Origin of the sequence: Sphingobacterium sp. FBM7-1 (assembly GCF_020687765.1) — a bacterium.
GTDB lineage: Bacteria > Bacteroidota > Bacteroidia > Sphingobacteriales > Sphingobacteriaceae > Sphingobacterium.
Genome location: NZ_JAJEWJ010000001.1, coordinates 465473 through 482573 on the forward strand (window position 1 = coordinate 465473; position 17101 = coordinate 482573).

At 40.4% G+C, this 17101-nt stretch carries 17 protein-coding genes and 1 tRNA gene; 5 read left to right on the forward strand and 13 right to left on the reverse strand.

Annotated features, from left to right (window positions below):
- Positions 1-64: 64 nt before the first annotated feature.
- The 7 genes from LKO28_RS02275 to LKO28_RS02305 all read right to left on the reverse strand — a co-directional run bounded on the left by LKO28_RS02275 (position 65) and on the right by LKO28_RS02305 (position 8581).
- Positions 65-1300, reverse strand: coding sequence for a hypothetical protein (locus tag LKO28_RS02275; protein ID WP_227692965.1), 1236 nt, complete (start codon positions 1298-1300; stop codon positions 65-67).
- A 191-nt stretch (positions 1301-1491) separates the two neighbouring features.
- Positions 1492-2091: a TetR/AcrR family transcriptional regulator gene (locus LKO28_RS02280; protein ID WP_227692967.1), complete on the reverse strand. Its 600-nt coding sequence runs from the start codon at positions 2089-2091 to the stop codon at positions 1492-1494.
- A complete protein-coding gene (locus LKO28_RS02285) occupies positions 2088-2360 on the reverse strand; it encodes a hypothetical protein (RefSeq protein WP_227692975.1) in 273 nt (90 codons plus the stop codon). Before LKO28_RS02285 ends, LKO28_RS02280 begins: the two co-directional genes overlap by 4 nt.
- Before the next feature lie 91 nt (positions 2361-2451).
- Positions 2452-3882 carry an efflux transporter outer membrane subunit gene (locus tag LKO28_RS02290; protein ID WP_227692976.1) on the reverse strand — a complete coding sequence of 477 codons (1431 nt, stop codon included), beginning with the start codon at positions 3880-3882 and terminating at the stop codon, positions 2452-2454.
- Between the two features lie 17 nt (positions 3883-3899).
- Positions 3900-7046 (reverse strand): efflux RND transporter permease subunit, encoded by a 3147-nt coding sequence (locus tag LKO28_RS02295; RefSeq protein WP_227692978.1) that lies wholly within the window; start codon positions 7044-7046, stop codon positions 3900-3902.
- Positions 7047-7068: 22 nt separating this feature from the next.
- Positions 7069-8271 carry an efflux RND transporter periplasmic adaptor subunit gene (locus tag LKO28_RS02300; RefSeq protein WP_227692980.1) on the reverse strand — a complete coding sequence of 401 codons (1203 nt, stop codon included), beginning with the start codon at positions 8269-8271 and terminating at the stop codon, positions 7069-7071.
- A 97-nt stretch (positions 8272-8368) separates the two neighbouring features.
- Positions 8369-8581, reverse strand: coding sequence for a hypothetical protein (locus tag LKO28_RS02305; protein ID WP_227692987.1), 213 nt, complete (start codon positions 8579-8581; stop codon positions 8369-8371).
- A 105-nt stretch (positions 8582-8686) separates the two neighbouring features.
- Between LKO28_RS02305 and LKO28_RS02310 the strand changes: the two genes are divergently transcribed.
- The 4 genes from LKO28_RS02310 to LKO28_RS02325 all read left to right on the forward strand — a co-directional run bounded on the left by LKO28_RS02310 (position 8687) and on the right by LKO28_RS02325 (position 11012).
- Positions 8687-9238, forward strand: coding sequence for a TetR/AcrR family transcriptional regulator (locus LKO28_RS02310; protein WP_227692989.1), 552 nt, complete (start codon positions 8687-8689; stop codon positions 9236-9238).
- A gap of 3 nt (positions 9239-9241) precedes the next feature.
- Positions 9242-9571 (forward strand): DMT family transporter, encoded by a 330-nt coding sequence (locus LKO28_RS02315; RefSeq protein WP_227692991.1) that lies wholly within the window; start codon positions 9242-9244, stop codon positions 9569-9571.
- A gap of 22 nt (positions 9572-9593) precedes the next feature.
- Positions 9594-10178 (forward strand): pentapeptide repeat-containing protein, encoded by a 585-nt coding sequence (locus LKO28_RS02320; protein ID WP_227692993.1) that lies wholly within the window; start codon positions 9594-9596, stop codon positions 10176-10178.
- 627 nt (positions 10179-10805) lie between these two features.
- Positions 10806-11012: a hypothetical protein gene (locus LKO28_RS02325; RefSeq protein ID WP_227692995.1), complete on the forward strand. Its 207-nt coding sequence runs from the start codon at positions 10806-10808 to the stop codon at positions 11010-11012.
- Between the two features lie 260 nt (positions 11013-11272).
- Here the strand turns inward: LKO28_RS02325 and LKO28_RS02330 are convergent, their stop codons facing one another.
- Positions 11273-12574, reverse strand: a complete 1302-nt coding sequence (locus LKO28_RS02330) for a site-specific integrase (protein ID WP_227692996.1) — start codon at positions 12572-12574, stop codon at positions 11273-11275.
- A gap of 190 nt (positions 12575-12764) precedes the next feature.
- Positions 12765-12838: transfer RNA gene (locus LKO28_RS02335), tRNA-Ile, on the reverse strand.
- Between the two features lie 302 nt (positions 12839-13140).
- On the opposite strand from LKO28_RS02335, the gene rpsU reads away from it, so the two are divergent.
- Positions 13141-13332 carry a 30S ribosomal protein S21 gene (rpsU, locus tag LKO28_RS02340; protein ID WP_227693537.1) on the forward strand — a complete coding sequence of 64 codons (192 nt, stop codon included), beginning with the start codon at positions 13141-13143 and terminating at the stop codon, positions 13330-13332.
- Positions 13333-13363: 31 nt separating this feature from the next.
- On the opposite strand, the gene LKO28_RS02345 is transcribed toward rpsU, so the two are convergent.
- The 4 genes from LKO28_RS02345 to LKO28_RS02360 form a co-directional block, all read right to left on the reverse strand.
- A complete protein-coding gene (locus LKO28_RS02345) occupies positions 13364-14539 on the reverse strand; it encodes a glycosyltransferase family 4 protein (RefSeq protein ID WP_227692998.1) in 1176 nt (391 codons plus the stop codon).
- Positions 14514-15527, reverse strand: coding sequence for a lysylphosphatidylglycerol synthase domain-containing protein (locus LKO28_RS02350; protein ID WP_227692999.1), 1014 nt, complete (start codon positions 15525-15527; stop codon positions 14514-14516). Before LKO28_RS02350 ends, LKO28_RS02345 begins: the two co-directional genes overlap by 26 nt.
- Positions 15527-16702: a glycosyltransferase family 4 protein gene (locus LKO28_RS02355; protein WP_227693001.1), complete on the reverse strand. Its 1176-nt coding sequence runs from the start codon at positions 16700-16702 to the stop codon at positions 15527-15529. The genes LKO28_RS02350 and LKO28_RS02355 overlap by 1 nt, the downstream gene beginning before the upstream one ends.
- A 113-nt stretch (positions 16703-16815) precedes the next feature.
- Positions 16816-17070, reverse strand: a complete 255-nt coding sequence (locus tag LKO28_RS02360) for a hypothetical protein (RefSeq protein ID WP_227693007.1) — start codon at positions 17068-17070, stop codon at positions 16816-16818.
- Positions 17071-17101: the final 31 nt, after the last annotated feature.

The following is a 17101-nucleotide window of genomic DNA, read 5'->3' on the forward strand; positions in this document are numbered from 1 at the left end:
CCGTGGCTGTTTGGTCATTTTTAATACGAATTTGGAACAGGGATTAAGACTTGGGTTGTTTAGGCTAATATTCTCTGATCCTCTGTATAATGCGTTCCAATGTTTCGATAGCGATCTGTCTGTCTCTTTCTTCGGGGTTATATGACTTGCTTCTCATTGCTTCATGAGAAATATCCTCTTTATAGGGGGTGGATAGATGCGGTGCTATGGTTCTGAAAACCTCGGTAAGTGATTTAGCGTGGATAATCCTTAGGTCATCCGTTGCCCGCAGTATCAATGCCATTTGATCGGTCGAAAGTACACAAAGGACTTTTTGTATTGGTGTCGTTCTGTTATTCGATGTAGTGTCTGTATTGCCCTGCAATGGTATCACGGTTAATCTCAACTTCTTTTCCAGATAAACTATTTCCTGCGAAAACCAGTTGTTGATTACCGTGTCCAAATCCCGATATTTAGGATTTAGTTTCGTGTCCGGTTTGCGGTGCAATTGGTTATAAGCCTTATAAAAGTACAATAGCTTATCCATTCTTTCTACGGGCTGTTCATAGCGATTGACTTCTTTTGCAAGACGGTCGGTAAGTATGTTCATGAATTTTTTGCTGTTGAAATTCATGTATATCAGCAATTGTTCCAATTGGGAAAAGTCCTCTCGGTCACTGCGTATCCAGTCGATTTCTTCCAATCCGTTTATTAGTTCACGCAAATACAATACAACTCTAAAAGTCAACTCGTAGGGGTATGTGGATGCCGTCACAAAATGTGTCAACCTTTTGAGCAATAGTTTCGCAACCTGATTATCTTCTGCATACTTCCACAACCTATCCACTTTAATTTTCAGCTCGTGCTTGGTTACGTCAAAATACGTAGCAGGCACCCGCTCGTCGAGACTGATATATTTTGAAAAACGTGTTTCCAAAAAGGAGAAAAGCTCGTCCAGATTTGTGAGGATCGCTTCGTTCAAATTCTGAATTATCTTTTCTTTGGACACAGTTAGTTGTTGGTTCTTGATGGTCTGATCAAGCAATGCAATCAGAGAAGCATGGTATTGTTTTATGAGCAGGTCTATTTCGTTTTCTTTATTGATGGAAAACACTTGGCTTTTTATAAGTGACTGTAAACGCAAGCTTTCTTCCTTTAAACGATTTTCGACCTGCTCTGTCTGCTCTTGGGTGATAACAGAAACATCCGTGTTTGAAGGATTGAGCGTAACTGTTATTAATAAATCTAACCATTCTAATGGGTATTTGTTATGTTCCATATAGATGCCCGTATTGAGAGGTGTGGTTAATAAGAATTTCACCTCTTTTGTCTTATCTAAATATTATAATAAGCCTAACGTGATGCGGTGGTAGCAAATCTTTAATGTATTGTGTATCGTTTTAACTTATACTTACCATTAACCAATCAAGATGTCAACAAGATTTGATAACCTATCTCTAACTTTTGTAATCGTCGTGGCATTAGCTTAAAAATTAGTCGACAGGTTAATATTTAAAAGGACACCTCTTGATTGACATTAAATATCGAACGCATCTTTTGTTCTGTTTCTTTGTTATCCTGTGATAATAAAAATTTATTCCTTAAATCAAGGGGTAAAACCAATGTCCATATTTGCAAAAAGTCTAATCCGATATAGGTCATCATATTTTTGTCCGTTTCGTAATACTTGGATGAAATGTTAGCAAAAAGTATATCTTCTTTTTTTTGTATTTTCTTGTTAAAGTCTTTGAACTGCTTCGTCGCTCTGACACTTCGCTTAAAATATGATTCCAGCACCTTATTTTTCAATATAAAATCCTTTCGACTATGAACCATTGTAATAAAAAGCTCTGCAAAACCTAAATTATTGGGCAAACTGTTCAAAATCTCTGTTTTCATCTGAAGGAAAAGATGTTCGATTACAATATCCAATATGCCTAATCTGTTCCCGAAATAATTATAGATATGACTTTTGGAATAACCCGTAACGTAGCTTACATTACTTAGTTTTAAATATTCCAATCCATTGCTCTCTACAATCCGAATAGATGTTTCAATTATCTTTGCAATAAAATCTGATTTATCTGACGTTAGACTTTCCTTTGTTTTCATTTGCATATGTGGATGGTAAGCCTTTCAAGGGAAATTCCCATTTCCTTATTTCCTGCCAATTTTTCCAATTCCTCAATATCTTTAAGAATAAATACATCTCTTCCCTTGTTTTCTATCAGGATTGCTAACTGGTTTATTCTCTCCAGATCATTATCAATCAAAATAAACTTTGAATAATACCAGAATTTTATGTTTTTGAGGAGCTTTTCGGGTTTGTCGTCCGATTGATTGACCAATATCAATATTGGTGAGTTAGATTGATTTTCCATGTTTAATTATTTATACGTAAACAACCGCTTTATGAAAATGACCAACACTATCTATTACCTTTTAGATAATGTCGGTCAATCAAAATAATTCTTATTGCCAGCCACCGCCAACGGCACGGTACAATGCTGTGATTGCATTCAGCCGAAGTGCTTTGACGGTAGCCAAATCCAGTTCTGCCTGTAATTTGTTCGACTGCGCCAAAATAACATCGAGATAGGTCGCTTCGCCGAATTGATATAGTTTCAATGAATTAGTTACGACGACATCGGCCTTTTCTACCAATCCGATTGCTGTTGTTTCTTGTTCTTCCAACTTATCAATTTGAACCAATGCATCCGAAACTTCGCCAAAAGCCACCAATACAGATTGTTTGAAATTAAGCTCTGCTTGTTCCGATGCAATTTTTGCCTGTTCGTACCTTGTTTTTAGCTGGCGACTTTGCAAGATTGGTTGAGCTATTGTTCCAGTAGCAAGGCCGAAAAGAGATCCCGGTACATTGAACCAATTTGTCGCTTTTAGAGCGTTCAAACCACCCTGTGCCGTTATGTTCAAGGCAGGGTACATACTGACTTTTGCCACGTGAATGCTTGCTATACTTTTCCGCAAGGCTAATTCCTGTTTTTTTACATCAGGTCGATAACTCAATATTTCGGCAGGTATTCCTGTTGAAATATTTTCAGGGGTAGATACATTATCCAAATTTGCTTGTCTTACAATTTTATCAGGAAGTGAACCGGCAAGAATGCTTAGTGCATTTTCCTGTACAGTGATAGACGCTTCAATCGGCGGGATATTCTTTAATATTTGCTCTCTTGCAATTTGTTGCTGTTCGACCGCAAGCGAGTTAATCATTCCAAGTTCAAACTGCTTATTCAAAATAGTTAATGTACTATCTGCAAAAGCCAAGTTGTTTTTACTGATCGCTAACTGCTTATCAAGCATCAAGAGGTTATAGTACCCTTGTACTACTTCAGCAATTAACCTTGTCTGAACGGCTTTAGCGGCTTCCTGTGTTTGCAGGTAGTCAGCTAACGCTTCTTCTTTTGCACCTTTTATCTTGCCCCAAACATCTGCTTCCCAAGAAAGATTGATAGCGGTAGAATAATCCGTCAAATAATTCTGTCCAAGAAAATAACCCAATGACTGTCCGTTCATACTATTTTGCGACGGACGGTTGATATTGGCGCTTGCAACCTGTGCATCAATCACTGGTGCATATCCCCATTTAGATTGTTTGTACCCTAATGAGGCAAACTCTATCTGTTTCAAAGCCACCTGTAAATCATTGTTCTGTTCTAAGGATTTATCAATAAGATTTACCAATATCGGGTCTTTAAAGAAATCCCTGTAACCAATATGTGCAATGTTCAAAGTATCATCGGAAAGCTCTAATTCTGTTCTGTAAGTGTCAGGAAGCCTAAGCTCCGGTTGCTGGTACTTCTGAACAGAACAGGAAGTCACAGACACTGCAATAAACAGAGAACCGCCTAATAAATATATTATGTTTTTTACTGAACCCATTTTAAAAATTTTTAAGATTAATATTCCCAATCCGCATCCGAAATAGCTTTGCCACTGATTTTCTCGTGGAGGTATTGGAAAACCACGAACAGAACAGGTGTAATAAACAGTCCTAAAATGGTTCCGAAAAGCATCCCTGAAATAGCAGCCCAGCCAATAGAGTGGTTACCCATTGCTGACGGACCGACAACGAACAGCAAAGGGATCAATCCCGTGATAAATGCCAGTGAAGTCATCAGGATAGGGCGCAGACGGGCCTTGGCACCTTCAATGGCAGATGCAAGCAGGCTTTTACCTGCCCGTCTACGCTGAATGGCAAATTCCACGATCAGGATACCGTTCTTCGCCAACAGACCGATCAGCATCACCAGCGCAATCTGTACATAGATATTGTTGGATATACCGGCAAAGGTGATTCCGATAAATACCCCGCTTAGACCTATCGGAATAGCTAACAGCACCGATAACGGCAGTACATAACTTTCGTATTGTGCTGCAAGCAGGAAGTAAACAAAGATGATACACAGGGCAAAAATCAAGGTCGATTGCGCACCTGACTTGCTTTCCTCGCGGCTCATTCCTTTATAGTTATAGGTATAGCCCGGAGGCAATACCTGCTGGCTCACTTCTTCGATGGCCGCCATAGCCTGTCCCGTACTATATCCCCAACCCGGCATTACCGTCAGATTGGAAGAATTGAACAGGTTGAACCTGTCCACGACTTCGGCACCTGTTGTTCTTTTTAGTGTAACCAACGTGTTTATAGGCACCATTTCCCCACTGTTATTTTTTACAAAAACACCGTTCAATGAGGCTTCGTCCTTACGTGTTTCGGGAGTGGCCTGTACCAATACCCGGTAATATTTACCAAATCGGTTGAAATCCGAAGACTGGATACTGCCGTAATATCCCTGCATAACGCCCATCACTTCAGCGACGGTTACGCCCAATTGGGCTGCTTTGGATTCATCCACTACCACTTCATATTGCGGATAGGAAACATCAAAAGTGGTGTAGGCCACCATAATCTCGGGCCTTTGCATCAAAGCGCCCATCATCGCGTAAGAGGCATTCCCAAGGTTGTGCAGCTCGCCATTGGTCCTGTCCTGCAATACCAGTTCTATACCACTGGTATTGCCAAAACCATCCACCGTAGGCGTGTTCACAACAAGGAAGTTTGCCCTCTTGTCCTGCGATAAGATGCCCGTCAATTGTCCGATTACTTCATCTATGTTATGTACATCCCCGCGTTCTTTAGGTTTTTTCAGCTTCACAAAGAAGGTCGCTGCATTCGAGGCATTGGCACCGCTGAATAGACCCAATCCCGTCACGGACATCACATTGTCGGTCGCCGGATGGTGGACAAGAACATCTTCCGCTTTATTGACAACATCTGCTGTACGGTCAATGGAAGCTCCCGGAGGAAGATTTACCGTTGCAATAATAAAATTCTGATCTTCATCAGGAATAAATCCTGTTGGCGTTACAATCGACATCCACGCAAACAATCCACCAAATACTGCCATGATGGAAAATGCTACCCATTTTCTCTTGATAAGGAACAGGATTGATTTTCCGTACCTGTTGGTCATTTTATTGAATGAGGCATTGAAACCTGCAAAGAAACGATCTTTAAAACCGAGCTTTTTATGTTCACCATCTTCCGTATGATGTTGCTTTAAAAACAACGCGCACAATGCAGGGCTTAATGTCAAGGCATTAATAGCCGAAATGACAATCGCTATGGCCAAGGTTAGGGCAAACTGCTGATAGAACAGCCCGGTCGAACCCTCCATAAATGAAACCGGAATAAACACGGCAGACATCACCAGTGTAATGGAAACAATCGCTCCCGATATTTCACTCATGGCAGAGACTGTAGCAGCCCTTGCATTGAGTTTTTTCTTCTCCATCTTGGCGTGTACGGCTTCGACCACCACAATCGCATCATCCACGACTATACCGATGGCCAGCACGAGTGCAAATAAAGTGAGTATATTTATCGAAAAGCCAAAGAGGTTCATAAAGAAAAAGGTACCTACAATGGAAACCGGCACTGCAATAGCAGGTATCAACGTAGAACGGAAATCCTGAAGGAAAATATATACCACCAAAAACACAAGTAAAAAGGCTTCAATCAACGTCATGATAACCTGATCGATGGATTGGTCAAGCGAATCTTTGGTAGCAAAAGGTATCTGATAGATCATTTTATCTGGAAATGATCTGGACAGCTCTTTCATTTTTTCCATCACCTCTATCTGCACCTCGTTGGCATTGGAACCTGCCATCTGGAAAACAGCCATAGAAACGGACTGTTTCTTATCCGATTTGGAAGATATGGCATAATTATACGCAGCAAATTCTACGGTTGCCACATCTTTCAGCCGTAATACGGAACCATCGTTTAAAGCCCGTACTACAATATTTTCATATTGTTCGGGTTCTGTAAATTTACCCCTGTATCGCATGACATACTCCATCGCTTCATCCGTGCGCTCACCGAAACGACCGGGTGCAGCTTCGAGGTTTTGGGATTGGATAGCATTGGAAACCTCAAATGGCGTTAGATTATAAGCATTCAGCTTGGCGGGGTCTAACCACACACGCATAGAATAATCCTTGTTACCCCAGGCCATTGCATCACCCACACCCTTGATCCTTTTCAGCTCGGGCAGGATATTGATCTTGGCATAGTTCTCTATAAAAAGATCGTCCAACGAACCGTCTTCACTGGTCAAACTTATAATCGCTATCTGGCTGTTCTGTCTTTTTATCGTAGTAATACCGGTCTGTACGACTTCTACAGGCAATTGATTCGTGACCTGTGCCACACGGTTCTGTACATTGATAGCCGCTTGATCGGGGTCAGTTCCCAATTTGAAAATAACGGTAATCTGTAATGTTCCGTCATTACTGGCAACCGAACTGATATAATCCATATTTTCCACACCGTTGATTGCATTCTCCAATGGAGGTGCTACAGAACGGGAAATTGCTTCGGCATTGGCTCCGGGATAGGTTGCGATGACCATTACCGTAGGCGGGGCAATGTCAGGGAACTTGGTAATAGGAAGGCTGACCATCCCTACGATCCCCAATATCACCAATAGAACAGAAATAACTGTCGCCAATACGGGTTTTTTTATAATACTTTTTAGCATAATATCTCTGAAATGTATTTAATTAGTTATGGGAATTTTTATGTTCTTCAGAAACTGATTTTTGTTCCACCACTGCATCGCCGGACTGTAACCTTTCAAAGCCTGAAACAATGTATTTATCGCCGGGTTTGATTCCGTCCGTTACGATGAAATTTTGTCCTGATTTTCCTGAAACCTGAATGGGAAGTTGGACTACCTTGCTTTCCTGATCAACGGAATAAGCAAATATCCTGTCCTGAATACTCATTGTGGAAGAAATCGGGAACAGTATGGCATTGTCATGGTTTTGCCCCAGTACAATTCTTCCTGTATTACCGCTTCTGAGCAACAATTTCGGATTGCTGAATTTTGCCCGCATCGTAATGGAACCTGTGGTTCTGCTGAATTGACCATCAATTGCATCTATTTTTCCCTGTAGCTCATATTTACTCCCATTTGAAATCAACAGGTCAACAGCAGGTGCATTATTCAGTTTGCCGTCATATCTTTGCTGGAAATCCACGAAATCATTTTCGCTCATACTGAAATAGACATACACTTCCTGTATATCCGAAAGTACCGTGATCGATTCTACGTTTGTAGGAGAAAGCAAACTTCCAAGACGGTAATTCAATCTTCCGATATATCCGCTTACCGGTGCTTTAATGGTGCTGAAATTAACGTTAATCCGTGCCGATTCTATTGCCGATTCGGCTTGTGCAACAGCTCCCTGCGCTCCATCATATGTTGCTTGCGCTTCCTGTATCTGAATATCGGTAACAACTTTACTGCTGACCAATTCCTTTTTTCTGTCCAAATTGATTTTTGCAGTTAAAAGGTTGGCTTTAGCAGTGGTAAGAGCCGCCTGTGCAGTGCGTAGCTGTTCCTGATAGACACGATCATCTATCTTAAACAACGGCTGACCTGCTTTGACGTACTCACCCTCATCTACATAGATTTTACTTAGATAGCCGGATACCTGAGGACGGATCTCCACATTGGCAATACCTTCTATACTTGCTGAATATTCTTTTTCAATGGCAACGTTTTGCTGTTGCACCACAGCGAATGGAAGTTCGGGAGCTCCCTGATTCCACCCACTTTCCTGATTATTCTGCCCGCAGCCTGTCATTAAAAATATAGACAAGAGCAAGCCCGGCGAACCCATCTGAAAAAATCTGTTTTTAAGTGGTTTAACAGGATTGACAGGATCGTTTAATAAAATTGAACGAATTGATTTTGACATGATTATGATATATATATTTATTAGAAAACAATGCAAGTTGAAAAGGCCGGATACAGGAATTGTACCGACTAATGGCATTTGATTTGACGGGACTATTTTAATAAAGTACGAACCAGAAGGCGACCAATGGAGCGACCTGCGGCAATGTTGGGTTAATTTCTGATGTGCATCCGAAAAGTTCAGGTAGAAAGGGACTATCCGAAGAAGAAAGAGAATAGCAGTGAATAATGCTTACAGCAGACACTCGTAACGCTTTAAAACGTACATTAATATCCCAATTATTGTTTACAGCATCCAAATTGTTATCCATATTATCCTTGTTCAGAAGTCGTTTTTTTGTCTAAACGACATGCAAATGTAGAATTTTTTTTGAAACAAACCAATCGTTCGGTATCTTTGAAAAAAATATTTTTTTATGAGAGAGAGCAATCAATATACAAGAAAGAAAGAACCGGAATTGAACAGGCAATCAATTATAGATGCTGCTACAGATATTGGCTCTGAAACCGACTGGAGCCAAGTTACTTTTCAAGCCATTGCTGATCGTATTGGATTGAGTAAAGGCGGAATCATTCATCATTTCAGGAATAAGGAAGAGCTTTTGGACGAGTTGATGAGTGAAAGTTTAGCGGAACTGACAAACTGGATAGAGCGATATAAGAAAGAGCATCCTGATAAGGAAGGGGCAACGGCATATTTGGATTTTGTATTGAACGAAAGAAAAGATGAAAGTTATCAAATAACAATGCGAATAGTTCTACAGGCTATTTTGGTAAATCCCAAATACAGAACAGAATGGAACAAATGGTACAATAAACATATTATACCTCCCGAAGGTGAAATGAGCGCCAAAAGTTTGGCTATTTATCTAATTGCAGATGGTATTTGGTATGGCGAAAACATGAATTCACATACCTATTCTGAAAAAGATAAAAAACGGATTATGAACTATGTCAAAACCCTATAAGTAATGAAATATTTGTATTTAGCATTAGCTATAATTTTTGAAGTTGTCGGTTCATCTTTTATAAAAGCGTCAGATGGATTTTCTAAATGGCTCCCTACTACCATTGTTGCCATAGCTTATATGATTTGTTTCTATTTTTTGGCACAAGCTTTAAGGTACATTCCATTGGGAGTTGCTTATGCTATTTGGGGCGGATTGGGAATTGTCCTAACAGCGACAATTTCAGTGTTGGTATTCAAGCAAAAGTTAGATATACCTGCCATCATAGGGATTGTGCTTATCGTATCAGGCGTATTTGTAATGAATTTTTTCTCGAAAAGTTTAAGTCACTAATATCAATTGAAACTAAAAATAAATGGAAGAAACAGTCGTTCACACCAACAAAACATTTTCAGGTATTGATTATTCAGAAAAAAAATTAAGAAACAGAGAGTTCGTACAATGTGAATTTGTAAGTTGTGATTTCAACAAAAGTGATCTGAAAGAGAATGACTTCGAAGATTGTATATTTAAACAATGTAATTTTTCAATGGCCGACATCGACGGAACAGGGTTTCGTAACGCTGTGTTCATTAGTTGTAAAATGCTCGGCATGGATTTCACAAGATGTAGTAAGTTCGCTTTCTCTTTTTCATTTACAGACTGCCATTTAGATTACAGTAATTTTTTTGGAACAAAGTTGAAAAAGACCATATTTAAAAATTGTACATTGAAAGACGTGGAGTTTACCGAAGCCGACCTGACTGCTTCAGAATTTTTGGCTTGCGATCTTACTTCTGCGAGGTTTTCCAATACGAATCTTGAAAAAGCAGATTTTAGAACAGCCATAAATTTTGCTATAGATCCTGATGGTAACAAGATGAAAAAGGCAAAATTCTCTGCATTAAATTTGGATGGTTTAGTATACAAACACAATCTGGATATTGATTATAACAACTAATATTCAATTCTTTAGAATTACAATGCAAAATAGTAAATAGTTTTTAGTGCGAGAGTGGTTTATTATTTGGGTATAGAGTAACAAGAATAATGTTTTATACCATTTTTCTTAGCGTTGTAGTTTATCTCTTGATATGGAGGGAACAATATCGAAACAGTATCACATTTCGAATCAAAAGTTATTATCGATTTGAAAACTAAAACAGTTTTTAAAATGGCTTTGTACTTCGTATTAAAACATTTTTAGGCCAATCTTACAATCGATACTATAACCTGGCGAAAGGCTTTCTATTTCAAATTACCTGTTTAAACAATATCGTATCGAATTGCTTTCGGTCGCCATTTTCTTTTCCTCCTGTGACGGTTTGACCACCGATGATATTACCTTTCACTAAAACAGAGTTAATTAGTACCTTTGTGTAAAGATATTCTTGAAGCGTTTTGCTTTGAGTCCGGCACTGAAACTTAGGAACTTTCAAAACAGCAGGACAACAAGTGTAAAACGCTCATGCTACGGCGTGGGCGCACTTATTGTTGTTGGGTTTCCTAAGACCTCAGTGCTGTAAGTTGTTGCCTACGCTTTTTTTAAAGACGGCAGCATGATGATTTGAAATCAATTCTTTACAAAATGGCAGCCTCGATATACTTTCCAAATTTTGAATATTCCGCATCGGAAGTTTTCAAGTATATGTATATTCTTAAAGATTTCACCTTAATGCTGAATGATGGGGATATTGTAAAATTTACTCCTGATGACGAGGATGCTTTTAAAAAATGGTTGGATGATAATGGAGTACAGAATATCAGAGAGGAAAGTAATTGGGTGGTGAAATAGTAAACCATATCACCACCTAATATATTAGCGTCTCCGTTTTCTCGGTTTTGTCGTTGTCCATATAAAAATCGCCCAGACACCAAAAGCCACCGCGTAACCCGGCCACGGGTTTTGCATACTCAAAGCTGCGAAATATCCAAATGTAGCAATGATACAAGTAATAAAAAACCAAATTACAGTTCTCATAGTATTTCAAATTTACGTTTTTAAATCAAAAAGAATTACATGAGGTTGATCCCCATGTAATTCGGTTAAGTTCATTAGGCAGCGATGCGCTCCTTTTTGTTCTCTTTTTGTACTTTTTTCATCGCCTTAATTTCGACTTTTCTAAGCTGCATAATGACTTTCCGCTGTACGTCGTCCACAATCTTCCAATCTTTGGCAATGTAAATATCCGTTGTACGGTTTCCCTCGTCAACGTGGTTGAGTGCAAGAGCTACGTCGTCTTTGCTCATACGGCAATCGTTTCTCGCCGTGTTCGCAAATGTGTGTCTCGCCCAATACAACGTTAGTTCGGGTATGCCAGTCAACTTGCGTAATTGCTCCATGCCTTTACATAATGCCCAATTAAGTGCATTTGCACTTGAATAGCGTTCACGCAATTTCCCTAAATATTTTTCCAATAAAGGTTTAGCTTCATCGACAATCTTAATACTGATAAAGGCATTATCCTTACGTTTGCCCTGTGTCTTGGAACGGTTATAGTCTAAACGTCCGTTTCTAACGTCACGTTCTGTTATTTGGTACAGGTCTACGGCATTTATGCCACAAAGGTAGAACGAAAGCATATAAAGATCCTTTGCCAATTCTGCACGGCTTCCGGGTTTGGTCACGCAATCACGGATAGTCAGAACCTGTTCAAGTGTGTTGTTCCGTTTCTTGGTAAGAGGTGGAGAGCCGATCTTGTACTTCTTAAACGGATAATGTTTGATGCGGTAGATGCCGAGGTCCTCATTGTTATAGTGATCCCTTGCGGCATTGAACAAGGTACGCAGATCTCGCATTTGGTTGTGCAAACCGCTATCGGACAATCCTTTTTCTTTCGTGATAACCTCATTTCCTAATTGGTTGATCCGTGTCATTGTCCTTTCTGACCGTAGGTAACGCTCGTATGCAAGCAGCATATTGGAGTTGATTTCCTTGATGGATACGGCTGACCGATTAAAATAATCGACCAGACTGTTGCGGATTTTTCGATGGTTGTTTGCCGTGCCTGTTCGTCCCTCACCTTTCAGAATCTCGATGTGCTGCTGGCAGAACTTGATGAAATCGATGTCCTCATTTTTGTCACGGAGATAATCCCGTAACGATTCAGCCGTAAAAAAATCCAGCCGGTCATCTAGTTCACTGATCTCTTTTCGGTAGTCTCGCAATTGTTGCTCGACCTTGTCGGCGATAAACGGGTCTTTGACCTTGTTACTCTTGGTCAACTGTTTTCTGACAACGAAGTGTACCGTGTCAAGATACTTTCTTTGGTCTTTGTGATGGATACAGATTTTTACATTGTACGTTCCATCGGCTTTCTTGTGGTGCTCAAACACCTTGGCGCTAACGGTTGCCATAATTCATTCGAATTAGCACGCAAAAATTTCCGTAACGTATTTGTAACGGTTTTACGTGAAGTTCAACAAAAAACTATGCAAATCACACCGTATCGGGGTATCCGACTCGGCGTAGGGCACATGCTCCTAAAGTGCCTTAATAAACGAAAAAAAGCCGTTTTTCCTTGCGAAAAAACGACTTTTACGAAAGTGCGCCCACCTGGGCTCGAACCAGGGACCAAAAGATTATGAGTCTTCTACTCTAACCGACTGAGCTATAGGCGCAGGCTTTTGTAAACCTATCAAAAAGAACATAGTCGTTCCGTTTTGACGATGCAATTATCGATATTTGTAGGGAGAAAACAAAATTTTATCTGCAAAAAAATGAAAAATAATATATTGAGCGGGATGTCTTTCCTTTTCATATCGATTAAGTTTAAGTGACCAAAACTTGTATATACTTGGCTGTCAAAAATGTAGTTAAAAACACAGATATATATTTACTATTTCTTTCTATATCTAATTTATTTATCTATCTTTGCACACACAAAAAAAATAAAAGGGCACGAAAGGAGGTATTTAACAGCATGATTATCGTAAATGTAAAAGAAGGAGAATCTTTAGACAGAGCGTTGAAACGTTTCAAAAAGAAATTTGAAAAAACTGGTGTATTACGTGAACTTCGTTCTCGTCAAGCATACGAGAAAAAATCAATCACTCGTCGTACCCAACGTAAAAAAGCAATCTACAAACAACAATTAAATCAAGAAAACGTTTAATATTGTTTGATACGATAAAAGTAAAAGGAGGCTATTTTGTAGCCTCTTTTTTTATGCCTTTTAATGCGCGAAATAACGATGCGTAATCGTCCACCATTTTTTCCCAACTAAACTGACGCAGCGTGTATGCTCGATAGGTATCGCGCAGCTGTTGATCCTGATCGGATTTGCGGTCTTGAATGGCTCGCACCCAGGCCTGCGCGTTTTGAGGTTCTACTTGTATACCATTTTTTTGATGCTGTATCGCATCAGTAATCCCTTCTATAGCGGAAGCTAATACCCACGCGCCACAAGCGCTTGCTTCCAAGCACACTAGGCCAAATCCTTCCATGTCGCCCTCTACAGGAATATTAGGCATCAAAAACGCTTCGCTATGACTTAGCAGAATCCGCAGTTCCTCGGCAGGCAATTTACCCAGATGCGTAATTTTATCGGCATAGCGAGGATCGTTTAGCAAGCTACATATGGCAGCCTGATCGGAAGGATATCCCATAAAAAGTATGTACAGCATCTGCCACCGTTTAGGCAAACGCGCAATCCATTTATCTGCTTTTGACGGCTTTTTAGAAAGCGGGCCGGCCATGGCCAGGTGATAATCTTCAGGAAGCATAGGGAGCACCTCGCGGATAAACCACGAAAATCCTTTTCGTTTTACGGGTCTACCTAATGTGACGAGCATTTTTTTATGCGCAGGCAATTGATATTTACGGCAAAACTGTATCCAAGCTACTTTATTATTTTCAGGTTTCCATTGATGATCAATCCCATTTGGGATGACAGATACCTTCTTTGCATCGATACCGCGACAAATCGCCGCAGTGGCCGTCGCCCGGCTGACCGCAACGATATGGTCGTAGCGATTAAAGCGCGGTAAAATAAACCGCTGATAAATTTTGAGCGGAAAAACGACATCTAAACCGTGAAAGGTAACTACGCTGCGCAAATGTTTGTATCCTACATGCCAAAGACTCATCGTAGCGATCAGGCCGTCATTAAAATGGATAACACTGATTTGAGGGTATCGATGAATCATCGTTAAAATGCGGCCGTTTAGTTTGCGAAAAAACTGCAGATAGCTTTCTTCGCCAGTATATACGATCTTTCGCACGGTGGCATGCGCACGCATTCCTTCAATCAATTCATAACTCTGTTTCTCCATGCCGCCGGTAGCTGGTGGATATTTATGGCTGACGAACAGTATTTCCATGTCTGAAAACTTTAAGTGTATCGGTTTTCCGGACAAAAACATAACAGACCACACCCACCAATATCCAAAATAGCTGACGAGCACGGCGCAATATCGACACCGTCGCCCATATACTAGCGGCATGGATACTTATACTTGATAACATGACTTTATTCCCCAACTCCTCTACCCCAACCTGTCCCGGTACAAATGCGCCTAAACTTTTAAAAAACACCACGCCCATATCCATTCCAATACTTTGCATGAGCTGTACCGGGTAATTCAGGTAGCGAAGAATGATATAAAACTCTAAGCCTCCTACTAACCAATGGAGAAAAAAGAAACCGTAACACCACCAAAACAAGTTCCTATGCTGCTGAAAAAAAATCTGTGTCTGCCCAATCAATTGGTAAATGGCACTCCGGAAGCGTTGCCATAAATTAGTTGATGTTTGCTTAGTCGCTACAGATGGAGATCGATACCGAAGGAGCAAATAAAAAAAACCAATTTTCACCAACAGCAACAATGCAATAAGGATAAATAAACCACCTAACCAAAACGGTGTCAGCAGGTTAATTTCGGTTGCCGCCCACCAGCATAAATACAGCATAAGAAGTAATAGCTGCGATAATACCGCAGCCACACGAGATACAACGACAGATGTGGATGCGCCGCTGTTCGAGATGCCATGTGGTTTCAACAATTCATTTTTCAGCATATCTCCTCCAACGATACTGGAGGGGTTGTAAAGCCCCACTGTTTCTCCAATTTGCCGTATGCCGAACAGCTGCCACAGGGAAATGCCCGTACGTTCGGATCCCAAACAGATCCACCAGCCTATCGTACCCAACAGATAGGCGACAAAGGTTACCAAGAGTATCAGACAAAAACCGACACCGACCCTGCGCAGCTCTTCTAAAACGATCTTAAAGTCTACTTGAAGAATGAATATCGTTATAGGAACGGCAATACAAACAAGAATTAAAACCTTGAAGCTTGTTTTATACATCAGCTCGCCGCCCAAACCATGTTTTTGCCAGACTGGAGTCCTAGCTGTGTCACTTCTTCAAAATAGCGGTTAACGAGATTCGTCCAATCTAACTTTTGGACGTAAGCTAGGCCATTGTCACGGATAAACCCGTGTAACGTAGGGTCCGATAATAACATGCGGATATAAATTAGGAAATCGTCAGCCGACCGGGGCGGACATTTATAGCCTGTTTGGCCATGACGTATCAAATCTGCACTTCCCCCTCCATCTGCGATAACACAAGGTAGACCGGATGCCATGGCTTCTACAACGACGTTTCCATAGGTTTCGGAAATAGACGGGAAAACAAAGATATCGGATGAGGCATATAACTTCGAAAGTTCATCGTGCGTTAATGTACCCAAAAAAATAGCTTTCGGCATTTGTCGTTTCATCTCCTCTCCCGCTACCCCATCTCCTGCTACGATAAAATTATGTGGTAATCCAGACTGCTGAAGCCGCTTGTATAGTTCCATCAAAGTATGGACATTTTTCTCCCACACCAGCCTGCTGGCAAATAAAATATTAGGCTTATCGTTACCGGTAATAGCGCGGATATAGTTTTCATCCCGTTTTGTAGGATGGAAAAGCTTCAAATCAATACCGCGTTGCCACAAGGTCATCTTCTCTTTTTCCACACCTAAGCCTTCTAGCTTCCTTTGCATGGTCGGGGATGGAACGTACACGACATCACAATTATTGTAAAACCGTCGTATGGCGGTGGTCATCCATCGCTGCACGGGTTTGATCAACGTAGGTACTTTACGAAAATAATAAGGGATGTACGAAAGAAAATTGGTATGATAAAGGCTAATGGTTGATATGCGTCGCGTACGCGCATACCGCAGTGCGAAAAAACCTAACAAGGAAGGGGTTGCAATATGAATAACATCGGGCTGGAAAGCATCGAGCCGCTGTTTAATATGCCCCTTTACCAGGGTCGGTAAACTAATACTATAATCTGCATTTAACCCGGTATTTAATGTGGGGACACGAAGTGATTCATGTCCTTCTATTTTTTCGGGGCCTGTTCCATAAATAAAAAAGAAAGTAAAGCGTTCTTTATCTATGCGATTGATGATCTGAAACATGGTTCGGGCTGCACCATCGTATTCTTCAAATAAAATCTCTGCAAAAAAGGCTATTCTGATCATATAGTAGACGTTTTGTTTCTACTAAAATAGCTCGTCCGTATTTCTTTAATCGAAACTGATTATTAACGTTTTATAAAATTTCACTAGATGTCAGGCCGGCAGATTAGCGTATGTTAATCTTCGGTAAAGAAACGGATCTCTTCTTGTGTATGTACGTTCATAAAAGAGACCGACGAATAGTCTTTTAAGGGATGCACAAGTTCGTAGTTTACATCGGCAACCAGTACTTTCTCGATCTCTTTTAAAGTCCGCAATGCCTCTTTATCATTCGGACAGACTTTATATACCTCTTCGGAGAAAACACCGGAATTTTTGTTTTCTACACTTTTAATAATTTTTATCGGTCGCCCTGGTAATTTTTCTTCCATACCATAAGAACTCTTTCGTATAGAAAAAGTT